Genomic DNA, 26,524 nt, shown 5'->3' on the forward strand with positions numbered 1-26,524 from the left:
TTACACTCTTTCGATGATCCCTTCGACGACTTTATCCAGCGCGCCCCGATTATTATTGACTACGGCCAGCGCCCTTTGCCCGTATGCTTTGCACTCCTGAGCATCCGACATTAATCGACTGATGGCTTGCGCGAGATCCTGACAGCCCTCAACCATCTGCACGCCCTGATCTGCAATCAGACGATCAAAAATGGTTTCAAAATTGAAAACATGAGGCCCGGAAAACACCGGCATCCCCCAAGCAGCAGGCTCCAATGGATTGTGTCCGCCGCGCTCAATCAACGAACCACCGACAAAGGCAATATCACTGGCTCCGTACAACATCATCAGCTCACCCATGGTATCCCCGAGATACACCTGAGCCTGGCCTGGATTCTCATTGCGGGACCGGCGGGCCACCCGAAAGCCCTTTTCTTCAGCCATGGCTGCAACCGTGTCGAAGCGCTCCGGGTGCCGGGGCACGATAACCAACAACGCGCCGCTGTGCTGTTCGAGAATACTTTGATGCGCGCTCAACAATTGTTCGTCTTCACCGCTGTGGGTACTGCCGGCAATCCAGACATTGCGGCCCTCAAGCGATTTTCGAACCTCTTCGGAGGCCTTTCGGACATCATCGGGAATATCCACATCAAACTTTACGCTGCCCGTCACTTCGACCCTATCCGCAGCGACGCCAATGCGCCGGAACCGTTCTGCATCGGGCTCAGCCTGGGCCGCCACCCAGCTGATGCTCTTCATGACCGGGGCTGCCAGCCCTTTCACCTTCTCGTAGCCTTGCGCTGAACGTTCAGACAAACGAGCATTAATCAGGAACACCGGGACTGTGCGACGCCGGCACTGACGGATCATATTAGGCCAGATTTCGGTTTCCATAATAACGAGGATGCCAGGATTGACGCGATTCAGAAATCGGCGAATCGCTCCCGGTGTGTCGTAGGGCGCATAGGCGTAGGCTACCCTGTCACCAAACATCTTCCGAGCTTGAGCCAGCCCGGTATCGGTCATGGCGGTCATCAAGATTGTTGCGCCCAGCTCCTTTGCCAATAGCCGCCGAACCAACGGACCCGCCGCAATGGTTTCACCCACCGATACGGCGTGAACCCAGATGACCGGCCCGGACATTTCCGGCACGAGGCCGAGGCGGTGCTGCCAATCTCTTCGCAAAGCAGGCGCTTTTCGACCCTGCCACCAAAGCCGAAGCAGGATAAAGGGCAGAACCAACCGGATCAGCTGGGAATAGATAAAATGAAACACGCAGGACTCCCGGCAAAACAGTGCGTTATCATAGGGCGAAATTTGTCGAGTGGCTGCATCTTGCCCTCGGGCGTCACGTTTGTCGATTCAGGATTCACGATTTTGAACAAGAAGTACCGCAAACAACCGAGAAACACCGATTACTCAGCTTACCGCCATCCCCGTTGGTGGCCAACTTGGCTGGGCATATCGATTATGTGGCTGTTTGCCCAACTACCCATTCGTTTTCAGTGGTGGCTGGGCAAGATCGCCGGCTTGCTGGCATGGAAACTGGCCAAGAGCCGCCGGCATATTACCGAGGTCAACATTCGACTGTGCTTTCCCGAGCTTTCGGATATTGAACAAGCAGAACTTGTCCGAAAAGCCTTTATCGCCAACGGTATCGGCTTGATGGAGCTGGGTATTGCTTGGTTCCGTGACCCGAAGAAGCTCACCGGTATCACCCAAGTGCATGGCCTCGAACACTTTGAAAAGGCGATGGAAGATGGCCATGGCGTTCTGCTTCTGGGCGGCCACTACAGCACGCTGGACCTCGGCGGCAGTCTGGTCACAGAGTTTATCGATGCCGACGTGATGCAGCGAGACCACAACAACCCGCTGACCAACGCGGTGATGACCCGAGCGCGGGGCCGCCGGTACGGAACGGTTTTATCCTCCAAAGATCTGCGAGGCCTATTTCGCAGCCTGAAGAAAAACCATGCGGTCTGGTACGCAACCGATCAGGACTATGGCCGGAAAGACATCGTCTTCGCGCCTTTCTTTGGCATCGCCACCGGCACCATCACTGCCACGTCCCGAATTGCAGACCGCAGCAAATGTCGGGTTGTTCCGTTCAGTCATTTCCGCCGCGAAGATAAACCCGGTTACGACATCTACTTCCACCCGGCTCTGGAAAACTTCCCCAGCGGCAACGATCTGGATGATGCCACCCGCACTAATGCCATCATAGAACAGGAAATCCGAAAGGCTCCGGACCAATATCTGTGGATGCATCGCCGGTTTAAAACCCGCCCCTCAAAAGATGATCCGGGCTTCTACAAAAAACGGAAGAAAAAGAGGTAACGCGTGAATCCTGAATCGCGGGCGCCGGCAATCTGGTTGATTACCGATAACAAACCCGGGCACAAAAACCAGCTGAAAGGGCTGGGCAACCGCTTGCGGGTGCTCACCGGCGCCAGTATTCATTGGGTTGACGCGGCCGACTATTCAGTGCCGCTCTGGCGCGCGCTCCTGGGCGTGGCACCCGCGTTGGACACTTCGCTGCCTGCGCCCGTTATGATTGTTGCTGCGGGTTCGGGTACGCACCGGTTGCAGCTTACCTTACGACGAAAAGCTCACACGGTAGTTTTGATGAAGCCGGCGTTCCCGCTCGCCTGGGTAGATGCCGCTATTATTCCCGCCCACGACAAGACAAAAGCATCGCGCAGGACACTGGTTACCGAGGGCGTCATCAACGCCGTCACTCCAATGGCCCAGTTGACCAGCAAACCCGAGGCCCTTATTTTGATTGGCGGCCCGTCCCCTCACTTCGACTGGGACGACGATGCCGTTTTCGCCCAGATTACAGACCTGATCAACCGATACCCTGAATGGCGATGGACCATCAGCGATTCTCGCAGGACTCCTGCGGCCCTCACAAGCAAGCTAAACGATCTTCAGACGACAAAGGTAACCTTCCTGAGCCACGCACAAGCCCATGAAAACTGGCTAAATCACCAACTGGCCAAATCCAGAGCTGTCTGGGTGACTCCTGACAGCGTCTCTATGGTTTGTGAGGCCGCCACTTCCGGTGTTCCAACCGGCTTGTTGAACCTACCTGCCCGAACGAACAGTCGAGTCGTCAACGGCATTCATCGACTCGCCGAACAAGGTTGGGTTTACTTTTGGCAAGATCATAGCCGTGTCATGACGGAACATCCCGAGCATCACGCACGGCTTTGGGAGGCGGACCGTGCCGCGCGTTGGCTGATCCAACGATTCAAAAGCCTATCTCAGGTCGCCAACAAGGAGGCGTTGCATTGAGAATACTTCAGGCACTTCCCGCCCTATACAGCGGCGGAGTTGAGCGGGGCACCGTGGAATTTGCTGCGGAACTGGTCAAACGTGGCCACGAATCCTTTGTCGTTTCAAACGGTGGCCCGATGGCCGAACAAGTGCGAGGTCAGGGTTCCACCCATCTTTACATGCCCATTCACCGCAAGACACCCGCCTCGTTTGGCCAGATTTTGCCTATGCGGCAGCTGCTTAAAAGCCTCAAGCCCGATATCGTGCACGTTCGCTCCCGCATGCCTGCATGGATCATTCATCTGGCGCTGAAATCGTTACCGGAGCGAGACCGCCCTGCCGTTGTTTCAACATTTCACGGCATGTACTCGGTCAACCCCTACAGCGCGGTCATGGCGAAAGCGGATCACGTCATTGCCGTCTCCAACTGCGTGAATGACTACGTCCTGAACAACTTCCAGGTACCAGAAGACAAGTTGACCGTGATTCAACGCGGAGTAGATATTGATGCCTTCCGCCAGCGCGCGATTAACGAACAATGGCGTGAGATTTTACTGTCACGATACCCACAGCTTGAAAATAAAAAGATCATCATGATGCCAGGTCGAATTTCCCGCTGGAAAGGTCAGCTGGATTTTCTGAAAGCCATGGAAACGATCGTGCGCAACCGCCCCGATTGCCACGGCATCATTGTGGGCGGGGCGGAGCCCGGGAAGGAACGTTTTTTACAAGAGCTGGAAACCGAACGAAGCCGGCTAAACCTGACCAATCAGGTTTCATTTCTTGGTCAACGCAACGACATGACCAACCTGTACTTGTTCGCGGATGTGGTTTGTCACATGTCGACCAAGCCAGAACCCTTCGGCCGTACAGTCACAGAAGCCTTGGCTTCAGGTACCCCGGTTGTCGCCTACAATCGCGGCGGTGCGGCAGAAACGCTCCAGGCCTGCTTCCAAGAGGGATTGGTCATACCGGATGATACGGATGCCTTCGCCAACAGTGTCTTAGGGCTACTCGACCGACCGAAACAAGACGTTGAGCTACCAGAGCGGTTTTTATTGCGGGCGCAGACGGAGGGGACATTGGCTATATACGAGCGCGTACTCAGCAGGAGGCAGCGTTGAGAATAGCACTGCTCCTAGGCACTCCGGGAGGTAACTGGGGCGGCATGGAAAAGCACGTCTCAGACCTGGCAGAATCGCTCGCACGCCTGGGGCATGAGATCCATATTCTAGCCCACCCAGATTATCAGAAGCGCTTTTCGAATATCCATTTTCATCCCTGCCCGATGAGCTTAGGCCGCCGAAACCCATGGCTGCTCTGGAAAATAAAAAAAAGCCTCAAGCGAATTGATCCAGACGTTGCGCATGCTCATGGCAATAAAGCTGCAGCCTTGTTAGGCAGCATGAAAACTGGGGCCTGGCAATCAGTTGGCACTGTCCATGGCAGCAAGTCAAACACGCGCCCTTTCGCAGCGCTGGACAAAGCAATCGCGGTGAGCCGCTCAATCTATACGCAGCTTAACCACCCACATCGGTTTTTGGTATACAACGGTGCGGCGAAAACACCGGAGAAAACGCTTTCAGCCCCCCCTCATCGCCCGCAGGGACTAAACGTAATTGCTGCCGGCAGACTAGAGCCAGTCAAAGGGTTCGACAGGCTCATCCAGTCCTGGCCCACGGTGCTGGCAGCGCGCCCTGACGCCCGCCTCACAATCTTTGGGGATGGCTCGGAAATGAAGCGCCTCAAACAGATAGCAAAAGCCCCCGAGAATAATAGCTCTATTACGATCGCAGGCTATCAGAGTGACCTCAAGACCTACCTGGAGAGCAGTGATCTGCTGGTAATCAGCTCGCTACGCGAAGGGTTTCCCTATGTATTGGTAGAAGCTTTGCTGGCAGAGTGCCCGGTGGTATCTACTCCAGTATCGGGCTGCTTGGAATTACTACCAGAACGGGCATTGTCACCAGACTTCTCAGCCAGTGCGATTAGCGAAACGATTAGCAAGGCATTGACTGACCTTGAAGGGCTGCGTGAGAGTGAGCAAAAGGCTTTCAACTTCGCAAAGGAAAGTCTCACGCTGGAAGGGATGGCAAGGGCTACGGTTGTGGTCTATACAGCATGAGCTTCTTCAAGAACAGCCTTAACACTAGCCGCCACAAGCTGATGGCCGATGGCCGTAAGGTGCGTTCCATCATCCATTAAAGTCTGTCGACGCTCTCCCCAAATTTTATCGTATGTGTCGACGTACACCACTCGTTCAAATTCATCGGCAATCCGCGCAAGAGCCTGATTGTAGTTTTTGATTCTACCGTTGCGGCTTTCATCGAGGTTGGGGGCCGTTGCAACCAAGACAAATTGTGTCTCTGGCGCAGACGCAATGACAGACCGAATATTGTCCCTATACTCTTCCAATGGCACCTGCTCGACAGCGCCCAGTCGTTTTTGCAGCTGCCAGATCCGGGCAAGCTTTTTTATCTTCTTAACGAATTTTCGTGCTAACTTGCGGCTCAGGCTATCAGGGTAATAGAGCACATAGGGGGCACGGCGGAACGTCAGCCAAGAATCAACCAACCCATACTGGATGAATGCGAAGGAGAAGTGTGCCGCTGGGTATGAACGATTATACTGAAGCAATTCACGGGTGGTGCTCATAGTGTGGCCACAGTTAGTCAGCTCCAGCGTCAGAGATTCACTAACTATTTCGGGCCACAAAGGGAACAGCTCACCCTTAAGCCCTTCCGTATTGCAGTCGCCATAGGCTATTGATCGATTCACCTTCTACGCTCCGTAACCGTATATTTATGTTAGACCTTTCCAGCAAAGAGCCCTTCGCACAAGGCTATAACCGAAAATGCTACGAGCACCCCCTAGCTCCGGACCGGTGCCTGAAAATCCTTCGCCCCGAAAACATGACCTCAAGATTTCAACGGGCCTCACTTGCCAAAAAGCTGCTTGGTAAAAGCAGGCTCAACGATAATACTCAAGAGACCCTTGCACACAAACAGCGGGCGATAAAACACCTCGTCGCAAAAGGGCAAGAAGAGCTTGTCTGGGTACATCTGCCCAAATTCTATGGCAGCGTTGAAACCTCATTGGGCAAAGCCAATGAAAGCGAGCTCATACGCTGCGCTGACGGCAGCGTTGCGCCGACGCTGGAGCGGCTAATTAAAGAACAAGGTCTTACCCCCGAGCTGCGCCAAGGCATCGAAGAGTTTCTGTCGTGGATGCGGAAAACCAAGATTCTGACCCGAAATCTGCTCCCGCATAACTTGGTGGTTTCAGATCGATTCGATCATCCTCGCCTATTTCTGGTTGACGGGCTGGGGGCACCAACCATCCCGCAAGCATTGGATTTCGTGCCCGGCTGGAGTTCACGTTACATTACTCGAAAAATCGAACGATTCAGGAAAAGGCTGGCCTGGGAACAAAGCAATGAGGGCCTATCGTGGGAAGATTTCCAAGCCTTAAGATAAACCGCACTAGGCCAGCATGTTAGTATATTGCCCACTTTGAATATAAACGAAACTGCTCAACAGTTAATCGCGCGGAGTGCACACATGATTCATCCCGTCATCATGGCCGGCGGCACCGGCTCTCGCCTATGGCCCTTGTCCAGGCAATTGAATCCGAAGCAGTTCCTCAAACTGACGGATGATCATTTGTCGATGTTGCAGCTCACTGTGGCCCGTTTGGACGGTATGGAGTCGGCAGACCCACTTCTGATCTGCAACGAAGACCACCGGTTTCTGGCGGCCGAGCAGATGCGCCAGGCGGGTTATAACGATGCACGCATTATCCTGGAGCCTTGCGGTCGCAATACCGCACCCGCGATTGCACTGGCAGCCCTGCAACTGGCGAAGGCTACCGATGACAGTGCCGACGATCCACTGATGCTGGTGCTGGCCGCAGATCACTTGATTCAGGATGTTGCAGCTTTTCAGCAAGGTATCCAGAAAGCGATCCCTCTGGCACGACAGGGAAAACTTGTCACTTTCGGCATTGTTCCCAGCCATCCTGAAACCGGCTACGGATATATCGAACAAGGCAAAGAGCTTGAAGACAGCTGTTACAGTGTCGACCGGTTTGTGGAAAAGCCGGACTTGGCAACAGCACAAGACTACTTGGCTTCCGGTGACTACCTCTGGAACAGCGGCATGTTTATGTTTGGCGCGCGCCAGTACCTCAACGAGCTTGAGAAGCACCGGCCGGAGATTCTGTCGATCTGCCAGGCTGCCGTTGAAGATGCCAACGAAGATCTTCATTTCACGCGCATTAACGAAGCAGTATTCGCCGAGTGCCCTGAAGATTCCATCGATTATGCAGTAATGGAGAAAACCCAAAACGCGGCGGTCGTTGCATTGGATGCCGGCTGGAGCGACATCGGTTCCTGGTCGGCCCTTTGGGATGTCTCCGAGAAAGACGCAAACGACAACAGTTTCATCGGCGATGTGATTGCCCACGACACTGCCAGCACCTTGGCCCGGTCAGAAAACCGTTTGATCGCCACCGTCGGCGTTAGTGATTTGGTGATTATCGAGACCAAAGATGCCCTGCTCGTTGCCCATAAAGACAAGGTGCAAGACGTTAAAAAGATCGTCGAGCAACTCAAGAGCGACGGTCGAAACGAGCACATCAATCACCGGGAAGTTTACCGGCCTTGGGGCGTTTACGACTCCATCGACAGCGGTGAGCGATACCAGGTCAAACGCATTACTGTAAAACCCGGCGCAAAGCTGTCCGTTCAGATGCATCATCACCGCGCGGAACACTGGATTGTGGTGAGCGGCACGGCCAAGGTGACCAATGGCGAAAAGACATACTTAGTGACGGAAAACCAATCCACGTTCATTCCGGTTGGCCAAGTTCACTCGCTGGAAAACCCGGGGGTCATCGATCTCGAACTAATTGAGGTTCAGTCCGGCTCCTATCTGGGTGAAGACGACATCGTACGCTACGAGGATCGGTACGGCAGGTCATGAGTAAACTGAAGTACTTTCTGATCGCGGGCCTTTTGAGGCTCGTTAGTTTTTTACCTTTGCGGGCCGCCCAATTTATCGGGAAGTGGCTTGGTTTGCTTGGCTGGGCCATGAATGGCAGGTCACGTAAGACAACCGACACCAACATTCGCATCTGCCTACCCGAATTGTCTTCTGCTGAGCAGCGCCAGCTGTCCAAAGACTCCATGGCACACACCGGCATGACCGCAGCTGAAATTCCGCTGATGTGGGAATGGCCGGTTGAGAAATGCTTAGGGCTGATCAAGGAAACCAGAGGGCTGGAGCTGGTAGATAAAGCGATGGCCTCGGACAAAGGTTTGATTCTGCTCGCGCCCCACATTGGCAACTGGGAGCTGATCGGCCTGCTTTTCTCGTCCCGCTACAAAATGGCCTCACTCTATAGCCCTCCACATATCAAAGAATTCGAGGAATATATGATCCGGGTTCGAAGCCGTGTTGGCTCCGAGCTAGTGCGAGGAGATCGCCGAGGATTGCTCCGGCTAATGGGCATTCTCAAGGAAGGCGGCGTTGCCGGCATCCTTCCCGACCAATCCCCACGCGGAAAAACCAACGCCTACGCGCCTTTTTTCGGAATGGAAGTGCGCACGATGACGTTGGTCAACAAGCTGATGCTGAAAACGGGCGCGAACGTACTGGTGGCCTTCGCCGAACGACTACCTCAAAGCAACGGTTTCCGCATTATCGTGGAAGAAGCCGCACCCGGAAACGCGGATGCAGACCCAGTTGTCGCGGCAACGGCGTTGAACAAGTCCGTCGAGAAGGTTGTTCGAATGGCGCCTGCGCAGTATCAATGGGAGTATAAGCGGCTCCGGCACCGGCCGCCTGGAAACCCGAATCCGTATTACCCTGACAAAATCTGTCGCTGATTTCCCGTTGCCCAATATCTGAGCAAGTACAGACAGGCATCTGACCAGCACCCGCGTTATACTAGCCACTTTCTTTTACCCGCTAACATTTGGACACTGGAACTTTATGGCCCCAACGTCAATTGGTGTGGTTATCACCACCTACAACTCTCCCCTCTGGCTGAGCAAAGTACTGACGGGTTATGAATGCCAGACATTCACTAAGTTCCGAGTCATCATTGCTGACGATGGTTCTACCGATGAAACCCGCACCCTCATCAATAGCTTTAAAGAGCGCGGCATTTTGGCGATCGACCATGTATGGCATGAGGACGAAGGTTTTCGGAAATGCCAGATCCTCAACAAAGCTATCCAAGAAACCAGCTGCGATTACTTGATTTTCACCGATGGCGATTGCATACCGGAACCGGATTTCGTAAAAACTCACCACGATCTTGCTAGGCCGGGGCTGTTTTTGTCGGGGGGTTATATCAAACTCACCATGCCGGTGTCCGAAGCCATTGGCGATGACGACATCCGCTCCGGGGTCATATTCAAGCGGGACTGGCTGGTGGCTCACGGGCAGCCGAAGAATCACAAATTGTGGAAACTTTCCCCTTCAACGGGATTCCGCAACTTCATGAACCGCATCACGCCTGCCGCTGCAAGCTGGAACGGCATGAACAGTTCCACCTGGACTCAGGATTTGATTGCCGTTAACGGCTTCAACGAAGACATGCAGTACGGTGGCTTGGATCGAGAACTCGGCGAGCGCCTCTGGAACTACGGCCACAAATCTCAACAGATACGCTACAGCACGGTTTGCCTCCACCTCGATCACGCTCGTGGCTATTCCAAGCCCGAGATATGGGCAAAAAATCGGGCGATCCGAAAAGCGGTGAAAGACAATAAAACCTTCTGGGCGGAAAACGGCATCGCAAACGACCGACCAACAGCCCCTAAATAAGTACAAGCCTCTTATCAAAGGTTCTGAGAATGAAAGTTAAAGAATATCCACCGTCGTTGTGGCGCACACTTCAGCTGAAATCGTTTCCTGCTACGAAGATTAAAGGTGGGCATTCTCAGACCGCTGCCCAAGATGTTGTCATCTCGTTTACATCGATCGCATCGAGACTTGAGTACGCGCACTTGGCGGTGCGAAGCATTCTTACTCAGACAGTAACGCCTGAGCGCATTGTTCTCTGGCTTGGAAAAGACTGCGAGCCTAAAATCCCTCAACAACTGCTCAAATTAACTGGCGACATATTTAGCATTAGATTCTGCGAAGACGTGGGCCCCCATACCAAACTGATTTATAGCCTCTCTGAATTTCCAGATCACCGTATTGTCACCTGTGACGATGACCTGATGTACCCTAAGGATTGGTTGGAAAATCTCCTGAAAGCTGCCGAAGAGTTTCCGAATGAGATTATCGGCAATCAGTGTCGACTGATCACGGTGGCGGCTGATGGGGAGCTTTGGCCTTATAAAAAATGGCCATACGAACAACCGGGCGCATCGCATGCCAACACGCTCCCCCTAGGTTATGCCGGCGTTATCTACCCCCCAAAATCACTCCCCGCGTCAACGCTATCGCGCGAACTGTTCAAACAGCTGTCACCGAAAGCTGACGACTTGTGGTTTAAGGCTATGAGTGCCGTAAACGGAACGAAATCCAGACGCTCGCCATACCAGACGAGCAAGCCGCTGCCAATTCCATTCTCACAGGCCGTATCCCTGAAAAAGACTAATGTCAGGGAAGACGGTAACCGTGAGCAATGGAGCAAGCTTGCGGAGCACTTCGAATTGTCATTAGATAGAGCTTAGATCAGTACATGCGATATTTACGGGACACACTGTATCAAGAGGTTGATGCTGGCCACGGCATCACAGCCTTTAAGCGTACTGATTGGCCTAATGAAGACACAGGGTGTGTCAGCTGGGAAGAAGCAATCGCAAATATGCTCCATGGAGAACAGCCCAAAGCTAGCGTCCCATGGAGTAACGGTGCTACCACCCCCGTCATACTAAAAGTAAACGCGCTGAAGTACCCAAGTCAGCGAGTAAGAGCTCTACTCGGAATTCAGCGCCATGGCCGATATGAGTGGGCTACCGCCGAAATTCACACTGCTCTGCAGATGCAGGGGAAACCTTACATACCAAAACTGTATGCATACGGGTGGTCAAAAACTCGTTTCGGCATGCCGGACAGAATATTCTCGATTACGGAATTTCTGCGCGAAACCAAAAGCGTTGAAGAGATTGCTCGCGACGAGGAGAGTTCCGAAATAGCATTACGCTTGGCTCTCGACACATTCCGCCAGGCCATCGACGACGGCCTTCTTCACTTAGACCCTTGGGCTGGAAATTGCCTAATTTCTGATGACCAGAAAAAATGCTGGCTGGTCGATCTAGAGTTTTCCAAGCTAAACAGTAAAGCTCCCATCGAACATACGCTGGGCTTTTGCTGCGGTTTTTTCTACAAGGGAAGTATAACCGAACGCTTCACCCCTCTTGAGTACCAAAAATTTGTCACAGATTGGTTTTCCCAAGCATTGCCAAGCAGAAACTTGCAATTCTTCATCGAGAAGACGGACTTTTACATGAATAATCATGTGAAAAGGAAGCGGCGTTTTGCAGCGTTTTAGTTATAAACGAAACATTGATAGAAGCAGCCGCTTTAAAGCTCGAACATCCAGCGGGTTGACACGCAAAATCCGCACAAGTGTCCGCCTATAGTCTTTTATTAGCCCCGCATCTTTTTGTCGTCTTGCTAGCAAATTCAAATAACGAGAAGCAAGCGTAGGGTGACGGTCAATAAACTTTGAATGTCGATCCGCGACCAAAGCGTCACTTTGAGCTTGCTTAAGCAGATTCTCATTGGTGCTCAGCCGAGGCCCCGCATGAACAAAACAGTCAACGAGAGGCGTTGTTATAGCACCACAGCCGCTCCCGCCACTTAACATTCTAAACGCTAACTCACGATCCTCTGACACCGTAAGCGATTCATCAAACCCTTCAAACTGGCGTAGGACTTCGGCTCTAAAACACATACCACTAGCTCCTACGTAGGCCACAGCTTCGTAGTCTAGCTCTGAAGAACGAGACTGCCGACGAATCATGCACGGCCGCTGACGGGCTACCGTACTTTTTCCGGACGATTCGTCCTGAACGCTTAATGAAGACCACGCAAAATCAATCTCACCTTTATTCGAATCAAAAAATTCGACCATAGCTTCCGCATAGCCTGGGCGTAGCACATCGTCATCATCCAAGAACGCAATGTACTCTCCGGTCGCTTGCGCTAGCCCCGTATTGCGGGCTGCGGACACACCACGAGCAGACTCATGACGAAACCCAAAAACCTTGGAGCCCATTTTCTCGCAATTAGCAGCGGGATCACTTCCATCGTCCACCACAATTATTTCGAGATCCTCATAGGACTGCGTCATTGCCGATTCGACAGCTTTTTTCAGCCTATCAGGTCGGTTATGGGTAGGAATTACGATTGATAGTTTAGGCATAGTTCTCTCGCCAATTGGGTTTACGCGAGTGCAAAAGTATATCTGATTAAGCTTTAGCGTTCAGCGCCTGCATAACGCATTACACAATGAACATAACCGCCTCTCAAGCCACAAACATGTTACGATACGCACTCTTTACCATGCCGTCAGCTTTCCAAGAAACCATCAATGCTCAAACACGCCCCACAGGCTTTCCGTGCCTCGGACTGGCCCGACATTGTGAATTTTGCGCCGCTCTTCTACGTCATGACCGTAATGTGGTGGATGCCTGATGGTGACAAATATCCTCCAGCCATAATTCTTGCCATTCTTGTTTTTTACATCGCGTCACAAGCATGGAAAACCAGCCAAAGCGCTAAAAATTGTGCCAAGCATTATTTTGCGAGTGCCGTAACTGCATCCGCTCTAATTTGCGGGACTGGCTACTTACTTAACGGTGGCAGCATTTCGGAGTTAAGAACACTTGCAGCGCTATCGATTTTTGCGTGGCTATCAACAGCTTTCAAGCTCAATTACTGGGTTTGGTTGTCAGTCATTTTAATTGCAGCAGCAGGTTTTATTACCGTAAGCTTCTATCAGCACTTCATAGGAGGAGTGTCTCGCGCGCACCTTTATTATAACCCTATCCCCTACGCGACCGGGCTCGCGACCGTAATGGTCAGCTCTCTGTTTTTAGCAGTGACATCTCGAAAACTTCCCGTCACATTATCCGCTTGGGCCGTAACGCTACTTCTCTTTTCGGCGACTGCAATGACTGGGACTAGGGGAGTTGTTCTTCCAGCCTCGGTGATCCTATGCACAGTTACAATCTATTACCTTTGCGGCAGCAAAAAGCTCAGAAAAACGGCAATCGCTGCAACTGTGGCCGCACTCACTCTCATCACCGCACTTGGCGCCCACATTTTTGAAGACCGAATCAACCACACGGTAACGGAGCTGTCTCTCATTGCATCTGGAAACAAGACCAGCTCAATCGGGCTACGCCTCCAGTTTTGGGAAGCGGCATCCGTAATGGCGACGATGGAGCCACTTACCGGACTTGGGGAAGGTCACATATCTGTATATCAAGACTTAGCGGCACAGGGGTTGGTTGATCAAGCCGCAGCAGCCTACGCTCCTTACCACTATCACAACCAGTTTCTGGATACTCTGGTAAAGCGGGGCGTTCCGGGATTACTAGCTTTATTGCTCTTACTCAGCTTGCCATTGGCGCTCGCGGCAAAATATTATCGCGACACGCCATTGGTACTTGGCAGCATCGGAGGAATGACAATTCTGTATACCGTAGCGTCACTAACGGATGTTCCGTTCAACCACCCTGTAACGATCAACCTTTTCGTGTTGTCGTCGTTAGCCCTGTTTAGCCTGAAAACCGAATCACAACGCTAGCAACGTTCACGGCACAACCCGCCTGTACCCCGCGAGCTTGCAGAGAGCGGCGCCGAACTTTCGCTTCAGCCTTAACCGCCGCTTCTTTAAATAGTTAGCAAAACCTTTCTCAGTTTTCTCACTCAGACCAGCCCGACTACTTTCAATATAGCTTTCATTTCGATCTTCGGGGTGCGCCAACCGGTTGCTGAAATGAATGACCCCGTCCGCTTCCGTAACAAAAAACATCCCCCAAGCATCGGCCAATTTTAACGACTCTCTCTGGGAGGCCAGAATACGTTCCGCGCTTGATCGGGTTATACCGTAACAGCAGGTCCGAAGTATGTGAGCATTTGAGTACTGGGGCAGCGCATACACATGATCCCGCCCCGTTCCTTTACCGACTATGTACTTCCGGGAAGGCAGACCTTCTTGCCCACCAAAAATGATCAAACCATCAGCAGGAATGGCCCAAAGGTCTTCGATGGATTCCGTTAAAGATCCGTCGTCTCCGATCACATCATCCTCAAGGATAACGGCTCGCTCGGCTTCAGTTTGCAGAAATAACTCAAGTGCTTTTATGTGACTTAAACTGCAGCCCACCTCGGCCGGCGCGAGTATCCGACGATGATTTACCATTGCACTTGAGGCGTAGCGAAAATAGCCTTGGGCCCCAAGCTTGCGGCCATCCACTGCCTCTACCAAAGTCATGGACGAGTATAGCTCGGGAAAACTTTTCTCTAGGCGCTCGCGACGAGCAGAGTCCCCTTTCATGGAGACCAAAAATATCGGCGTGCTTTCCATCAATCAAACTCTCGGTCGGGTGCCGCATCTCTAGCAGCACGCTTGATGCGTAACATTTGCTTTTTCTCAAAGACCCGGTGTTCAAAACATTCGGGATCAGACCTTAACTCCCCCGGACTTGCTCCCCAAGCATCCAAGTATGCTTCGTGCAAGATCCGCGGCAGATCTCCAGGTGGAAGCCTCGCCCCCAAATTGGCCAAATTCGTAAGTGCCAGCGATTCATTCAGGCCTCGCGGGTGCAGCCGCACATCATCCTCGTCCACCATTCGGATAACGTTATCGGCATTTATCAGGTAATTGGTCAAATTGCAGTCGAGTTGCTCAATCCCTAACTTATGGAGATCAGCTACGCAGCGCCCTAAAAGGTCTAAAAGCTCTAAAACTCGAGCCTGGTCACTTTGCTCGTAGGCTGACCTAAGAACCTCACGCATTGATCTATATCCCGAAAGGAATTCAGTGGCAAAACCAAAACACTGAAGTTTCTGAACCCACCCAGCATATACAATACCCGGCACCGGCCCACCTGCTCGCCGGATTTTCTTTCCACGCCGCAGCGCTCTCAACCAATGAATTAATCCAAACAACGGCTTTCGATAGCATTTGACCGCAACTTCCTGCCCATCAACCAAAGCACGATAAGTAATTCGGGTGCGCCGAATATTGGAGTGCAGTTCTTCTTTAAACTCGATAGTGGCCATCAGTAAAAATTGCGCCTTAAAACATCAAATTAACGTTCTTCATACTCATAGGCATGAAGAAGAACGTCCCAGTTCGCTTGCCGTTCTCTATCACTCAGATGCACACATCGTTTCTCAACAGAACGACGTAAGCGACTTAGATTCTTCTGGCGCCACGGAGAATCTGGCCTTCTGTCGCTCGGCGTCACTAGTCTGCATCGATCGAAATCAATCAGATAAATGCGCTCGCCCGCCACCAAGATATTGTCACAATTCAAGTCCACATGATCCAAGCCATGATCGTGAAACTGGCGAATCACCCTGCCCAACTTTCTCCATAGATGCTCATGAGTGATCGACGCACAGTCAGCAAAGGTTACGGCACCGGGTATACGTTTAATCAAAATGGCCGCCTGATACCAAAACCAACGACGCCTCCACACAATCGCGGCAACAGGCTCCGGCACGGGCAAGCCCGCAGCATACAAACGTTCGAGTAGTCGATGCTCCGCCACCGATCGCGCTCGCTCAAAACCCGTGAAAAAGTAGGTTATCTTAGCAATGCGGGACATAAGCCCGCCCCGCCGATAGTGTCGAAGAACAAGATTGTTTGCATCTCGGCGAATGAACCAAGCCCCTCCTCTACCCCCAGAGGAGACAGGCTCCGCACTGTCACCCCAGTATTCGGGATAAAACCATGCTTCAGTAACACCGTGACAGGCTTCAGCAACCACCAGCTTCAGCTGGTCAGGAGGAGTAATTCGGCTCGCGGCAGAGTTCACAAACTATTTTCTCCGAGGCTGGCACTGACCGGAGCCAGATAAAGACGTTGATAGCTCATTAGGCTAAACTGGCGATCAGTTTACCAACGAGCCCTCCCGGGCTCCACATCCTGCTGTGAAAGATTCGTAAATGGCTCTTAAATCGATGAAATCCATCTGCATCCTCCGCCTATCCGCCATCGGCGACGTCACTCACGTCATCCCGGTTGTCCTGAGCCTTCAAGAGCAACTGCCCGACGTCAAAATCACCTGGGTCATCGGCAAAATCGAAGCCAAGCTGATCGGCGACCTGCCAGGCGTCGAATTCATCATCTTCGACAAAAAAGCCGGGCGTCAGGGCTATGCGGAGCTGCGAAAGCACATGAAAGGCCGTAAGTTCGATGCCTTGTTGCACATGCAGGTCGCGTTGAGAGCAAATCTCGCCGCAGCGTTGATTCCGGCCAAAATCAAAGTCGGTTACGACAAAGCCCGCAGTAAAGACTTACACAGTTTGTTCATTAACAAGCGCATTGCTCCCGCGGCTCAGCAGCACGTCAGAGATTGTCTGGCGAGCTTCCTGGAACCACTTGGGCTCAAAGCCGCCCCACCTCGGTGGTACATCCCGCTGTCAGACGCAGATCACGAATTTGCTCGTAGCCATCTGGCAGCAGATCGCAAGAATCTGATCATTAGCCCCTGTGCGAGTCACACGCTCAGAAACTGGCCGGCAGAGCGCTACGCGCAGCTTGCAGACTATGCCATCGAAGTTTACGGCATGAAGGTCATTCTGGTGGGTAGTCCGGCACCGTTTGAAGCGGAGTATTGCGCAGCTATCGAAAGCTCCATGAAACACAAAGCTCACAACATTTGCGGCAAAGACACTTTAAAACAGCTCACGGCTTTAATGAGCAAGGCCGACCTTGTAGTGGCACCGGACACCGGCCCGGCTCATATCGCCAGCTCGGTGAATACCGATGTCTTGGGCATTTTCGCCGCCAGTAACCCCAATCGCTCAGGGCCCTACAATTCGCTGGAATGGTGTGTAAACCGTTATCCGGACGCACTGAAAAAGTTTACCGGCAAAGCCATAGAAGAAGCGCGCTGGGGCGCCAAAGCAGAATTCGAGGGGGCGATGGAGTTGGTGTCTGTCAAAGACGCGACTGAAATGCTGGATCGCTGGATGACCGAAAACACCTAATCCCCAAACAAATCCGCTGAAGCTCCTGAACACGACCGGGTTAACGGTCGTTCAGCAGCTTCAGCGAACCCTGCGGCTGCCCGCCTTACTTGCGCGCGGTGTAATCCTGATAAGACTTCTCTTCAACAAAGCGGGAGCCCAGCGCCAGGTTCACTTCCTTCTTGATAGCCGCACGCTTGTCGTTGGTGACATAGACCGCACGAGCGAGCTCAATAAAACGTGGGCCGAAGTTCTGGTCCGCCTCTTCGTCACGGATATCGTCTTCAATCACCCAAAGCTCTTCGTTCACCGCTTTAAGCTGCTTGCGCAGATCCGCAATCTCGGCCGCTTTGTCTTTTACGGCCTCGTCCCAGGTTGCGCTCAGCTCATCCAGCTCCAAACGCACGTTTTTGACCTTTGCTTCGTCTTTAATGCGCTCGGATTTGATTTCAAGGATCGTGATCTTATCCAGCACTTCACCGAAAGAAACCGGTACCTTGATTACGTCTGCCATTGTCTTGCCCTGTTTTTCCGTGAGTTCAATATAGCGAAGCCGCCGGCACTGGAAGCACCGGCGGCCACTTTGGAATAGCTAACTGCTTTAGCCTTTAACGTGAGTCAGCCACTCAGAATGCTGAGCCAGCTTACCCTTAACGGCATCAAAATACATGCTCTGAAGCTTTTCAGTGATCGGGCCGCGCTTACCTGCGCCGATGGCACGACCATCCAGTTCACGAATCGGCAGTACTTCCGCAGCGGTGCCGGTAAAGAAAGCTTCTTCAGCAACATATACTTCGTCACGAGTGATCCGGCGCTCTTTCACCTGCAAGCCCAGCTCTTTGGCGAAATCGATGATGGTGGCGCGGGTAATACCTTCCAGGCAAGAGGTTAGCTCAGGCGTGTGCAGCACGCCGTCACGAACGATGAAGATATTCTCACCGGAACCTTCTGCGACGTAGCCTTCGTTGTCCAGCAACAACGCTTCTTCCGCACCGCCAGAGATGGCTTCGTTCAACGCCAGCATGGAGTTGATGTAGTTACCGTTCGCCTTCGCCTTACACATGGTGATGTTGACGTGGTGGCGAGTGTAAGAAGAGGTACGCACCTTGATGCCCACTTCTTTGGCCTCAGGCGACATGTAGGAAGGCCAGCTCCAGGCGGCAACCATCACGTGCACTTTCAGGTTATCGGCGCGAAGTCCCATACCTTCAGATCCCAAAAACACCATCGGGCGCAGGTAGGCTTCGTCCAGATTGTTTTCACGAACAGCGGCGCGCTGGGCTTCGTTGATCTCATCTTTGCTGAACGGCATTTTCATATTCAGGATATGAGCCGAGCGGAACAGACGGTCGGTGTGCTCTTTCAGACGGAAAATCGCCGGGCCATTGGCGGTATTGTAGGCTCGCACCCCTTCAAAACAGCCGAGGCCGTAGTGCAAGGTATGGGTAAGGACGTGGGTCTTGGCTTCGCGCCATTCAACCATTTCACCATCCAGCCAGATAACGCCATCGCGATCAGCCATCGACATTTCTTTTCTGCTCCTAAAAAAGCGATTTTCGGGGAACTCGCATTCTAGCAGGAATACCGGCCAGAAATAAATTTAGCTTGCTAATCAAGCATGACTTTTTTCCACATCTTTTCGATATAGTCACGTTCCTCGGCAAATCGCTCTCCCTCAACACGGCTGCTCAGGTTCTGCAGTGCCCGCCGATGGATCGTTGACCGCAAAACAATGTACGCTTCTCGCAACTTCTCGGTATCCGCCACGTCCAACACACCGGCACGTCCCAGCTCTTCCAACTGACGAATGTTATCGCTCCATTGGGTCAGTTCCGGATGCTCGCCACTCCACGCCAGCATCAGGTATTGCACCAGGAACTCGATGTCCACAATGCCACCAAAATCATGCTTAACGTGGAACTCTTCAGCCCTTTTCGCGACGGGTGTGCCAAGATTAACCCGCATCTTCTCCCGCATATCAACAACTTCTTTGCGGAGCGCCTGCTTGTCACGCTTGGCGCACAAAATAGCATGCCGCACGCGCTCAAAGGCCGCCAAGGTGTCCCGGCAACCTGCGACCCCGCGCGCCCGTGCCAGAGCTTGGTGCTCCCAGGTCCACGCATCGTTCTGCTGGTACTTCTCAAACGACTGCAGCGTGCTGACCAACAGCCCCGAATTGCCAGACGGCCGCAAGCGCATATCCACTTCGTACAGCTGGCCGGACGGGGTTTGCGTGCTGAGGATGTGCACAATGCGCTGGCCTAGACGGGTGTAGAAGATGGCATTATCGATCGGCTTGTCGCCGTCGGTTGCCAAAAGCGGGTCGGACTGGTGCACAAACACCAAATCCAGGTCCGAGGTGTAACCTAGCTCGATGCCACCCAGCTTGCCGTAGCCCAGGATGGCGAAGTCAGTATCGCAAGCGGTGCCATCCGAACGTTGGGGACGCCCGTGCCGGCTCACCAAATTCGAAAAGGCCACATCCACCACGTGGTCCAGCACCACCTCGGCAATCCAGGTCAGGTAATCACTCACCTTCATCAGTGGCAAGGTGCCTTTGATCTCCGAGGCGGCTACCCGCAGGGTGTGCGCTTTTTTGAAGTGTCGAAGAGACTCCATCTGTTCTTCAAGATCTTCATAAGGTATTCGCAGCATTTGCTGGCGCAAGTCATCCTGCAACGCCTCTTTAGCCGGCGGGCTGTATAGACTCTCGGCGTTCAATAACTCGTCCAGCAGCAGTGGCGTGTCTGCCAGCAACTTGGCTATCCACGGGCTCTCACTGCACAGCCCGACCAGCTGAGTCAGCGCGTTGGGGTTTTCCACCAACAAAACCATGTAGGCGGTTCGGCGCAGAATGGCCTCCACCAACAGCAAAACCCGCTCCAGGGTTTCCGAGGCGTTTTCCACCTCGGTCAGCGCGCTCAGGAGCAGAGGCATGAATTGATTCAGGCGCTTACGGCCCTGGGTTTGCATCGTTTGCACGGTGCGACCGTTATGTAAGGCCGCCAGCAACCGATAACTGCCTTCGGGGTTTTCATAACCCTGCTCAGCCAACCACTCGATGGCCGCAGGCTCATCCATTTCCGACAACCACAGCTCAAACCAGCCGTCGTCCACCGCAGCATCGCCTTCACCCTCTTCATCTTCGGTGGCAATGATATTGGCAAAATGCAGCGCCACCCGCTCTCGATGGCTCGCCAACGCCGACTCGCAAGCGGACCAGTCTTCAAACCCCATAATGCGTGCAATTCGGGCCTGGCACAGGGGGTTGTCCGGCAGGGTTTGGGTTTGTTTGTCTTCCACCCCTTGCAGAGCATGCTCGATGTTTCTCAAGAACACGTAGGCTTCGCGAAGCTCATTCACCACCGGCGAGGGCAGCAGTTCCAGCTCTTCCAGTTCTTTGAGAATATTCAGTAACTCGCGCTGCTGCAGCTCTCGGTCACGTCCACCGCGGATCAGCTGGAAGGCTTGCACCACAAACTCGATTTCGCGGATACCGCCGCTGCCCAGTTTGATGTTGTCTTCCAGCCCTTTGCGGCGCACTTCCCGGCCAATCATCGCTTTCATATTGCGAAGCGACTCGAAGGCGCTGAAATCGATGTATTTGCGGTACACAAACGGCCTCAAGCTCTCAATCAGAACAGCCCCTGCCCGCTGATCTCCCGCGACCACCCGCGCCTTTACCATGGCGTAGCGCTCCCAATCGCGGCCTTGGTCCTGATAGTAGGTTTCCAGCGCTGCAAAACTCAGCGCCAACGCCCCGCTTTGGCCGTAGGGCCGCAAACGCATATCAACTCGAAACACAAAGCCGTCGGCGGTGATTTGGTCCAACGCCTGAATCAGTCGCTGCCCCAGCCGAATGAAAAACTGCTGGTTATCCAAAGCGCGGCGACCGCCTTGGGTCTCGCCATTGGAAGGAAAAGCAAAAATCAGATCAATATCCGAGGATACGTTCAGCTCACGCCCCCCGAGCTTGCCCATACCCAGCACCACCATACGTTGAGGTGTATCCTCTCCGGTGATCGGGTCCTTGCCCCAAGGCGTGCCAAATTCATCGCAGGCTTTGTTGTAGAGCCAATTCAGCGCTCCATCAATACACACATCGGCAAAAGCACTGGTGGCAAGCATGGTTTCGTTGAGATCTGCCCAACCCATCAGATCGCGCCAGATGATGCGAAACTGTACTTCTCGGCGGAACCGGCGCAACGCGCTGTGCAAATCCGGCTCGGCTTGAACCGAATCCAGATAACTGGCCCAGCGTTCCGTCAGCCACGCCTCGGTGGTAGGCTCGGTCATAGGGCGACTGGCAAACACCTCGCGCATGCAGTCAGGATGACGCTGCAGGGTTTGGCGCAAAAACACGCTGCGCGCCACCGCTTCTGCAATGTCCGGCTCGGATATCACGGCCAACCACTCGGGCACACCGTCTGGAAATACCGACGACCAGCAGGCCGATACATCATCAGCAAGCGCTGCCGGTAGCGATTTCCAAGGCTCGGACATAACGCAACTCCCTTATCTCTCTGATATATTCCAAGTACTGTATAACGAACTCGCCAAGGACTGAACAGGCCCCAACCTTCATGATGAGAAATAAGCGACCGCTAAATCCGGAGCACACTCAGTCGCACCTGCCGATGGGTGGGCTGATTCGCCAACGGGTCAAGCGCTTGTTCCTGACACTCGCAGCACTGACCTGTACTCATATTCTGATTCTGTGGGCCTTTGAACCCCTGACGCTGTTCGAGTCCGCATGGCTAACCATGACCACACTGGTCACTGTGGGCTATGGCGACTTTGCCCCGGTGACAGCGGTTGGGCGCATCAGCACGGTATTGCTGATGTTCATTTCCTCTATCACGCTGCTGACGCTGATTGTCAGTGACTACATTGAGTACCGTTTTTACCGCCGCGAACGAATTCTGACTGGACGCTGGATCTACAACATGAAAGACCACATCGTAATCATCAACACGCCACGCAGCGGGGGCGAGCAATATTTCATGCGCTTCGCTTCTCAAATTCGCTCCATCCCGGAATACCATACCGTTCCGATCATTCTGCTGACTCGCCAGTTCCCCGGCGGCTTACCGGCCGAATTGAGGGACTGCGGCATGGTGCACTTTCATGGCGCGGGAAATGATCCGGAGGCACTTAAAGCCGCTCACGCGGGCGATGCCCGACATATCATCGTGCTTGCGGCCGACGAAACCGACGCTTTCTCTGACAGCCTGACGTTCGACATTTCTCATCGCTTAACGGAATCCAACCTGGGCAACCGCACTACCGTGGAGTGCGTCAGCGATATCAACCGAGACCGCTTCAAAACCCTGGGCGTGCGCACCGTGATTCGCCCTGTTCGCACCTACCCGGAAATCATGGTTCGGGCCGTCGTCGCACCGGGCTCCGAAAAAGTACTCGAAGACATGTTCAACTACGAACGCGATCACCCTCACCGCTACGAACTTGAACTGGATGATCTGACCTGGGCCGACATCGTCAGCGCCCTAGTCCGCCACGGCATCGGAACTGCGTTGGCCTATATCGATCACGACAACGAGGTGATCTGCCACCCCGCCTCAAACAAAGAGGTGGAAGGTAAAGGGCTCATTGTGCTGGTAAGCTCCAGCGACACCCCGACGGTGACCGTGGTGGAAGAGGCTCTGGATCGCTATCGAGAGTTCCTGAAGAAGTGGCGCGAGCTGCAAGGCAACGACGAAGCACATAACGAATAAGGTCAACGGGGTTCTCCATGTCATTACTGGACGTTGAATTCTTCCAGCCATTGTTTACTGCGCTCGCGGCAAACGATGACAGCCAGATGCAAATCGCCGCATCGTCCTTTAATGCCGCCGATTTGGCAGACTTCATTGAAGCGCACCCGGATTCGGGTATACGCCTGTTAAGCGCGCTACCCACCGAACAAGGCGGAAAAGTACTGGGGTATATTGGCCCGGCCACGCAAACCCTGATCGCCCAACAACTTCCGACTCGCAGCCTGACCGAACTAGTCACGGCGATGCCGTCTGACGAGCGGGCTGACTTCTTCCAGTTGCTGGACGAACAAAAACAGCACAGCCTGTTTCAATCCTTGGCCAGCAAAGAACGGGAAGACCTCCGGCGCCTGGCCAGCTTTGAGGAAGGCACCGCCGGGGCCTTGATGAGTTCCGATTACGCGATGATCAACACCGGCGTAACCGCCAGCGCGGCCATCGACTTGTTACGTAAAACCGCACCCGACAAAGAAACCATCTACCACGCGTATATCGTGGATGAAAACCACACCCTGTTAGGGGCTGTTTCTCTCAGAAACCTGATTACCGCCACACCCAGCGCCTCCGTCAACGATCTGATTGCGACCGGATTGGTGACCGCCAATACCGACACCCCCCAGGAAGAGGTGGCAAGGTTGATTTCGCGGTACGACTTATTGGCTCTGCCGATTGTCGATCAGGACGACCGACTGGTTGGCATTGTCACTTACGACGACGCCATGGACGCCGCGGAAGCCGAAGCGACAGAAGATATGCACAAAGGTGCGACGGTGGGAAAACTCACGGGCACCTTGAGAGATGCCTCACCGTTTTCACTCTATCGTTCCCGAGTGCAGTGGCTGGTCATTCTCGTGTTCGCCAATATCTTCACGGGTGCAGGCATCGCGTACTTTGAAGGCATTATCTCCGAGCACATCGCCCTGCTGTTTTTTATGCCGTTGCTGGTTGCCAGCGCGGGTAACGCCGGCGCTCAGTCAGCTACCCTGATGGTGCGAGGCATGGCCACGGGCGACGTGACCGTCAAGGACTGGGGGCGCTTGCTAGGGAAAGAAACCTTGGTCGCGACCGGCCTTGGCTTGACCATGGCCGCGGCTGTGATGGTGGTCGGACTACTGCGAGCAGGGCCAGAAATTGCCATCGTGGTTGCAGTGACGATGATTGTCGTAGTGATGGTCGGCAGCTTGATCGGCATGCTGCTGCCCTTTCTGCTCGACAAACTAAAATTCGACCCGGCGACCGCCAGCACCCCACTGATTACAACCATCGCGGACGTGAGCGGTGTGCTGATTTACTTCAGCATTGCCACCGCCTTACTCAATATCAGCTAGCGGAGGCCATCGCTAGCTGCAATTCGCCCATGCGGGGAATGCGTTCGATAATATCGGGAACGGTGGAACCGCGAATCAATTCAGGCATGAGCTGATCCCACACGTTCTGAAGACCAACTTTTCCGGCTAACCGTTGCACATCGAACAGCGATTCCTCGGACAAAACAACCGGCACACTTATCAGCCAAGCGCGACTTAGCTGGTACAAAAACTCCGTCACCGAGAGTACTTCGGTGCTTTGGCGAAGGGTTGGCTGATGAATGCCCGCCAGGTGATAGCCCTGCTCTGCTTTACTCACCAGATTAAGGAATACTGGCACCTCTCGGGCCAGTGCTGCCGCCCAGATCATCAATGATTCAGAGTGACCGGACTTCAATTCAAATTCCACTTCGTGCAACGGCCTAGCACCGCCTCCACCGGCAATTTCTCCGGAATCGACTGCCACCTCGATCACAGCTTCCCCAGTATTCAGCATGACGATCTGTCGCGTGAAGTTGGTTTCGAATGCCAGCTCTAATTCGGACAGATCCAACTGATTATTCAGCGGGGTTTGCTCGAGTAATGCTAAATCCAGATCTGCACTCGGGATCTCCCATTCCCACTCTTCCCTCCGATGAGCGCCATCGACAAACTCGCCTTGGGTTTTCAGGGTTTGAATATACCGGCCGCCAGCCTCACGCACACGTAGTGCCGCTCTGGCATGGTTCAGCGCTGCGCTGGGCGTGTCGTAATAACGGTTCACCAACACCTTTCTCGGGCCTTCGGAGGCTTCCGGTTGGGCCAGCAACCACGCCAATGCTTCAGCTTGAGACTGCTCAGCTAGGGTCAGTTTGATTTCGAGTTCGGTGGCCATAGGGGATTCCTGAAAAACTTGGAGGCTAAAAATACAAAAACCGGTGACCTGAGCCACCGGTTTTCGATACTACTGGATTAGCTGGTTAGCTGATCAGAAGTAGTAGGTAGCACCCACAGAGATGGCTGAAGCTTCGCTCTCGTCAGCAACACCATAAACTCCGTCATCGCCACCGGCCAGGTTACCTTCAACGTAGACGTACATGTTGTCAGACAGGTTGTGCAGCGCCTGCAGGGCAACAGTATCCATCTTCGCGTCGCCGCTCACACCGTCAGCTTCCGCCAGCTCGTATGACAGCGCAAACACGTTTTTGCCCAGAGTGTAGGTACCCTGAACACCAACAATGTCGTAAGCATCTTTACGGGTCTGGTATTCAAGTGAAGCACCGAAAGCATCAGCGGCGTATGCTACGCGCACACCGTAGGTGTTTTCGTTGTTCTTCGGAGCTTCGGCTGTGCTGGAAGAATACGATGTAGCACCATCGTTAGAGTCCATAGCAAAAGCAAGGGTCAGCGCATCAACGGAGTAGATGGCAGCCAACTGATACGGGTAGCTCTTCTTGCCACCAGATTGGCTATCGCCATCACCGTTCACCTGAACAGCAGCACCCAGCTTCAAACCACCGAAAGAAGGCGTCATGTACTGAATCAAGTCGCCTTCGCCAGTGGTGTAGCTGCCACCGATGTTGTACTTCGCCACTTCGTAGTAGTTAGCGATACGGTCGATAGTAGACTCATACAGAGAATCATCAGAGCCAACCCATACCTGACCGAAGTTGTCACCCTTCACACCGATGTATGCTTCGTCCAGCTTAATGCGACCACGACCTTTGGATTTGTCGTCAGCATCGATACCGTCAAGTTCAATCTTGAAGAAGCCAGTAACGCCAGGAGCAATTTCGTGGTCGTGCTTCAGGCCAATGGTGGAGCCATTGTCGTTGTGAGCGATATCGCTGCTGCCGCCTTCAACATTGTTGTGAGTCAGAGCATACTGAATGTTACCGTAAACAGTCGGCAGGTTGCTTTCTTGGGCCAGAGCAGCGCCAGAGAAGGTTGCAGCTGCGATAGCAGAAGCAAGGATAGTTTTTTTCATGTTGCATCTTCCTTTGTGAGTTAACTCAGGTTCTTCGACGGG

The 26,524-nt window shown here is 53.4% G+C and carries 25 protein-coding genes; 14 read left to right on the forward strand and 11 right to left on the reverse strand.

Translation table 11 applies throughout. From position 1 onward, the window contains the following. Complete coding sequence (gene waaA / locus Q9245_RS15005; protein ID WP_305897940.1) at positions 1 to 1,254, reverse strand: lipid IV(A) 3-deoxy-D-manno-octulosonic acid transferase; 1,254 nt, start codon at positions 1,252 to 1,254, stop codon at positions 1 to 3. Between the two features lie 102 nt (positions 1,255 to 1,356). Here waaA and lpxL point away from each other — a divergent pair, with 102 nt between their 5' ends. From lpxL to Q9245_RS15025, 4 genes are read left to right on the forward strand one after another with little or no spacing between them, the layout of a single operon-like run. Next, the gene (gene lpxL, locus Q9245_RS15010) at positions 1,357 to 2,316 is read left to right on the forward strand and encodes an LpxL/LpxP family Kdo(2)-lipid IV(A) lauroyl/palmitoleoyl acyltransferase (protein WP_305897941.1); all 960 of its coding nucleotides are present in this window, start codon (positions 1,357 to 1,359) and stop codon (positions 2,314 to 2,316) included. 3 nt (positions 2,317 to 2,319) lie between these two features. Beyond that, entirely contained in the window at positions 2,320 to 3,276 is a 957-nt protein-coding gene (locus tag Q9245_RS15015) for a mitochondrial fission ELM1 family protein (RefSeq protein WP_305897942.1), read from the forward strand. Then, a complete protein-coding gene (locus tag Q9245_RS15020; protein WP_305897943.1) occupies positions 3,273 to 4,382 on the forward strand; it encodes a glycosyltransferase family 4 protein in 1,110 nt (369 codons plus the stop codon). The genes Q9245_RS15015 and Q9245_RS15020 overlap by 4 nt, the downstream gene beginning before the upstream one ends. 44 nt (positions 4,383 to 4,426) lie before the next feature. Continuing rightward, a complete protein-coding gene (locus tag Q9245_RS15025; RefSeq protein WP_305897944.1) occupies positions 4,427 to 5,383 on the forward strand; it encodes a glycosyltransferase in 957 nt (318 codons plus the stop codon). On the opposite strand, the gene Q9245_RS15030 is transcribed toward Q9245_RS15025, so the two are convergent. Continuing rightward, positions 5,371 to 6,036: an SGNH/GDSL hydrolase family protein gene (locus Q9245_RS15030; protein WP_305897945.1), complete on the reverse strand. Its 666-nt coding sequence runs from the start codon at positions 6,034 to 6,036 to the stop codon at positions 5,371 to 5,373. The two genes, Q9245_RS15025 and Q9245_RS15030, sit on opposite strands and share 13 nt — an antisense overlap. 26 nt (positions 6,037 to 6,062) lie before the next feature. Between Q9245_RS15030 and Q9245_RS15035 the strand changes: the two genes are divergently transcribed. The 6 genes from Q9245_RS15035 (at position 6,063) to Q9245_RS15060 (ending at position 11,772) form a co-directional block, all read left to right on the forward strand. Then, entirely contained in the window at positions 6,063 to 6,734 is a 672-nt protein-coding gene (locus Q9245_RS15035) for a YrbL family protein (protein WP_305897946.1), read from the forward strand. A gap of 84 nt (positions 6,735 to 6,818) precedes the next feature. Next, the gene (locus Q9245_RS15040; protein ID WP_305897947.1) at positions 6,819 to 8,240 is read left to right on the forward strand and encodes a mannose-1-phosphate guanylyltransferase/mannose-6-phosphate isomerase; all 1,422 of its coding nucleotides are present in this window, start codon (positions 6,819 to 6,821) and stop codon (positions 8,238 to 8,240) included. Beyond that, positions 8,237 to 9,145, forward strand: a complete 909-nt coding sequence (locus Q9245_RS15045) for a lysophospholipid acyltransferase family protein (RefSeq protein ID WP_305897948.1) — start codon at positions 8,237 to 8,239, stop codon at positions 9,143 to 9,145. Before Q9245_RS15040 ends, Q9245_RS15045 begins: the two co-directional genes overlap by 4 nt. Before the next feature lie 106 nt (positions 9,146 to 9,251). Beyond that, positions 9,252 to 10,091 (forward strand): glycosyltransferase family 2 protein, encoded by an 840-nt coding sequence (locus Q9245_RS15050; RefSeq protein WP_305897949.1) that lies wholly within the window; start codon positions 9,252 to 9,254, stop codon positions 10,089 to 10,091. 29 nt (positions 10,092 to 10,120) lie between these two features. Continuing rightward, positions 10,121 to 10,951, forward strand: a complete 831-nt coding sequence (locus tag Q9245_RS15055) for a glycosyltransferase (RefSeq protein ID WP_305897950.1) — start codon at positions 10,121 to 10,123, stop codon at positions 10,949 to 10,951. Positions 10,952 to 10,959: 8 nt separating this feature from the next. After that, entirely contained in the window at positions 10,960 to 11,772 is an 813-nt protein-coding gene (locus tag Q9245_RS15060) for a hypothetical protein (protein WP_305897951.1), read from the forward strand. Here the strand turns inward: Q9245_RS15060 and Q9245_RS15065 are convergent, their stop codons facing one another. After that, complete coding sequence (locus Q9245_RS15065; protein ID WP_305897952.1) at positions 11,773 to 12,648, reverse strand: glycosyltransferase family A protein; 876 nt, start codon at positions 12,646 to 12,648, stop codon at positions 11,773 to 11,775. A 168-nt stretch (positions 12,649 to 12,816) separates the two neighbouring features. Here Q9245_RS15065 and Q9245_RS15070 point away from each other — a divergent pair, with 168 nt between their 5' ends. Continuing rightward, a complete protein-coding gene (locus Q9245_RS15070; protein ID WP_305897953.1) occupies positions 12,817 to 14,037 on the forward strand; it encodes an O-antigen ligase in 1,221 nt (406 codons plus the stop codon). Between the two features lie 6 nt (positions 14,038 to 14,043). On the opposite strand, the gene Q9245_RS15075 is transcribed toward Q9245_RS15070, so the two are convergent. The 3 genes from Q9245_RS15075 to Q9245_RS15085 are packed head-to-tail and all read right to left on the reverse strand — an operon-like array spanning position 14,044 to position 16,279. Beyond that, on the reverse strand, positions 14,044 to 14,820 hold the full coding sequence (locus Q9245_RS15075; protein WP_305897954.1) for a glycosyltransferase family 25 protein: 777 nt from the start codon (positions 14,818 to 14,820) through the stop codon (positions 14,044 to 14,046). After that, a complete protein-coding gene (locus tag Q9245_RS15080) occupies positions 14,820 to 15,518 on the reverse strand; it encodes a lipopolysaccharide kinase InaA family protein (protein ID WP_305897955.1) in 699 nt (232 codons plus the stop codon). Before Q9245_RS15080 ends, Q9245_RS15075 begins: the two co-directional genes overlap by 1 nt. A 29-nt stretch (positions 15,519 to 15,547) precedes the next feature. Beyond that, positions 15,548 to 16,279 (reverse strand): 3-deoxy-D-manno-octulosonic acid kinase, encoded by a 732-nt coding sequence (locus Q9245_RS15085; protein WP_305897956.1) that lies wholly within the window; start codon positions 16,277 to 16,279, stop codon positions 15,548 to 15,550. Positions 16,280 to 16,424: 145 nt separating this feature from the next. Here Q9245_RS15085 and Q9245_RS15090 point away from each other — a divergent pair, with 145 nt between their 5' ends. After that, the gene (locus Q9245_RS15090; protein ID WP_305897989.1) at positions 16,425 to 17,456 is read left to right on the forward strand and encodes a glycosyltransferase family 9 protein; all 1,032 of its coding nucleotides are present in this window, start codon (positions 16,425 to 16,427) and stop codon (positions 17,454 to 17,456) included. An 85-nt stretch (positions 17,457 to 17,541) separates the two neighbouring features. On the opposite strand, the gene Q9245_RS15095 is transcribed toward Q9245_RS15090, so the two are convergent. The 3 genes from Q9245_RS15095 to glnE form a co-directional block, all read right to left on the reverse strand. Beyond that, entirely contained in the window at positions 17,542 to 17,949 is a 408-nt protein-coding gene (locus tag Q9245_RS15095) for a DUF6165 family protein (protein ID WP_305897957.1), read from the reverse strand. Positions 17,950 to 18,036: 87 nt separating this feature from the next. Beyond that, complete coding sequence (locus tag Q9245_RS15100; RefSeq protein WP_305897958.1) at positions 18,037 to 18,963, reverse strand: branched-chain amino acid transaminase; 927 nt, start codon at positions 18,961 to 18,963, stop codon at positions 18,037 to 18,039. An 80-nt stretch (positions 18,964 to 19,043) separates the two neighbouring features. Then, positions 19,044 to 21,938, reverse strand: coding sequence for a bifunctional [glutamate--ammonia ligase]-adenylyl-L-tyrosine phosphorylase/[glutamate--ammonia-ligase] adenylyltransferase (gene glnE / locus Q9245_RS15105; RefSeq protein WP_305897959.1), 2,895 nt, complete (start codon positions 21,936 to 21,938; stop codon positions 19,044 to 19,046). A gap of 80 nt (positions 21,939 to 22,018) precedes the next feature. Between glnE and Q9245_RS15110 the strand changes: the two genes are divergently transcribed. Continuing rightward, positions 22,019 to 23,170 carry a potassium channel family protein gene (locus Q9245_RS15110; protein WP_305897960.1) on the forward strand — a complete coding sequence of 384 codons (1,152 nt, stop codon included), beginning with the start codon at positions 22,019 to 22,021 and terminating at the stop codon, positions 23,168 to 23,170. A 17-nt stretch (positions 23,171 to 23,187) separates the two neighbouring features. Further along, positions 23,188 to 24,537 carry a magnesium transporter gene (gene mgtE / locus Q9245_RS15115; protein WP_305897961.1) on the forward strand — a complete coding sequence of 450 codons (1,350 nt, stop codon included), beginning with the start codon at positions 23,188 to 23,190 and terminating at the stop codon, positions 24,535 to 24,537. Here the strand turns inward: mgtE and Q9245_RS15120 are convergent. Next, positions 24,530 to 25,390, reverse strand: a complete 861-nt coding sequence (locus Q9245_RS15120) for a CYTH domain-containing protein (RefSeq protein ID WP_305897962.1) — start codon at positions 25,388 to 25,390, stop codon at positions 24,530 to 24,532. The genes mgtE and Q9245_RS15120 overlap by 8 nt on opposite strands. 93 nt (positions 25,391 to 25,483) lie before the next feature. Further along, positions 25,484 to 26,482 (reverse strand): porin, encoded by a 999-nt coding sequence (locus tag Q9245_RS15125; protein ID WP_305897963.1) that lies wholly within the window; start codon positions 26,480 to 26,482, stop codon positions 25,484 to 25,486. Positions 26,483 to 26,524 lie beyond the last annotated feature (42 nt).

The organism is Marinobacter sp. MDS2, from assembly GCF_030718085.1.
Lineage (GTDB): Bacteria > Pseudomonadota > Gammaproteobacteria > Pseudomonadales > Oleiphilaceae > Marinobacter.